The sequence below is a fragment of the Mycobacterium talmoniae genome (assembly GCF_001854525.1).
Lineage (GTDB): Bacteria > Actinomycetota > Actinomycetes > Mycobacteriales > Mycobacteriaceae > Mycobacterium > Mycobacterium talmoniae.
Genome location: NZ_MLQM01000327.1, coordinates 1 through 1,643, shown reverse-complemented (window position 1 = coordinate 1,643; position 1,643 = coordinate 1). Strand labels below are relative to the sequence as shown.

The window sequence follows — 1,643 nt, the reverse complement described above, 5'->3', positions numbered from 1 at the left end:
ACAGGTCGTTCTCCGCTGCCACCACGGCGAGGATGTCGTTGAGCTTGCCGATCAGGTACCGCTGGAATTCGCGGGCTCCCAGCGGGGTGTCCAATTTTCGTGTCTTGACCGCGTTCTCGATGTCGATTTCCAGCTGCTCGAGTTGCTTCTTGCCGTCCTCGGTCGTCTTGTGCGCCTGCAGGATTGCCTCAAGCATTTGCCGATCGAATTCGGCGACGTCGGAGTTCAGCCGCGCCAGCGCGGCTTCGGCGTCTTTCATCGTCTCCGCTGCCGCACCGCTTTGCCGGTCATCGGCGGGCGGTGCCGACTCAGTCGGAGCCGGCGGGTCCGGCGCGGGGCCCGGCGGCGTGATCGGCGCCCCGGTGCTGGGGTCGAAGAGCCACGGTCGTTGCTGGTGGATCTTGGCGAGGATCGCGTCGAGTTGTTCGGGCGTCGCCACCACCGCCAGGGACGGCACCAAGGCGATGGCCACTTCGGTGGAGGTCAACCCGGCTTGCCAGGCGTCCTCCTGCCCGGTGCAGTTTTGCACGTGCTGCACCGCGGTGCGGACCTCGTCGGGCGTTGCCATCGGCTAGGTCAACACCAGCGCGCGGGGCGCGCGCCACGCATCAACCCCTCCATGGCGGTGACGGTACCCAGCGGTGATGCGCCCAACAATTCACCAACCGGCTTGGGGGTGGGCTGGCGCGTCAGCCCCCGCCCGTGGCCGAGTAGGCGGCGCGCAGCGCCTCGACCCGGTCCCGCTGCGTCGCGTCGAATTGGTGGGCTTCGGTGACCACGGCGAGGATTTCTCGCTGTTTGGCGATCAGGAACTTCTGAAATTCCCGCGCGCCCAACGCGGTATCGGCGGCGAATCCGGTCGGGTTGGCCACGCCAGCGTCGATCTCGGCGGCGACAGCGTCGAGCCGCTGGGCGCCCGCCACGGCCGCGGCGTGCGCAGCGGCGAGGACGTCGGTCAGGACGCGATCCGCCTGGGCTGCGCTGGCCCGCTGCGTTGCCAACGCGGCCCGCAACGCCTCGAGGGCGGCCGCCGAGGGGCCGATCTGCTGGGGCATCTGCCCACCGTACGCAGCTCACCGGACGGGCGACAACAACCGTGGTGGCTCACACCGGGCGCCGGATCTGCACGTGGGCACCCAATGGGCTGATCCGCACCGAGGCACCGGCATGCGGCGCTTCGACCACCAAGTTGTGGCCGATCGCCAGCTGCACGTGCCCGGCGTTGGGAAACACCAAGTCGCCGGGCCGGACCTGGCCACGCGGCACCGCGATGCCCTGGTGGATCTGCTGGTAAGTGGTGCGGTCCAGGTGCAGCCCCGCCTGCCCGTAGGCCCACTGCGTCAGGCCCGAACAATCGAACTGGTGCGGCCCGGCCGCGCCCCACACATAGGGCCGGCCCAGCCGCGACAGCGCGGCCCGCACCGCGATCCCGGCCCGGCTGTTGGCCGGCGGCAACCGCACCCCGTGCCGGTGCGGCACCCGGTACTGCAAGCCGCGCAGCGCGGCCCGGTGCCGTCGTGCCCGATGGCGCGCCCACAGCAGATGGGCCCGTTGGGCACGCAGCCGTGCCGCCCGGCGTCGCATCAACTCCCGCTGCGCCAAGGCGGTATCCGGGGTGGTGGCCGCGTCGGCGCGGGCCTCGT

3 protein-coding genes are annotated in these 1,643 nt (G+C 70.9%); all 3 read right to left on the bottom strand.

Annotation, left to right across the window (positions count from 1 at the left end):
• Window positions 1-568 (bottom strand): DUF4226 domain-containing protein (locus BKN37_RS27085; protein WP_131823727.1); only part of this gene is annotated, 568 nt, incomplete at its 3' end.
• Window positions 569-689: 121 nt separating this feature from the next.
• Window positions 690-1,055 (bottom strand): DUF4226 domain-containing protein, encoded by a 366-nt coding sequence (locus tag BKN37_RS27080; protein WP_071030379.1) that lies wholly within the window; start codon window positions 1,053-1,055, stop codon window positions 690-692.
• 49 nt (window positions 1,056-1,104) lie between these two features.
• Window positions 1,105-1,643 (bottom strand): C40 family peptidase (locus BKN37_RS27075; protein WP_131823726.1); only part of this gene is annotated, 539 nt, incomplete at its 5' end.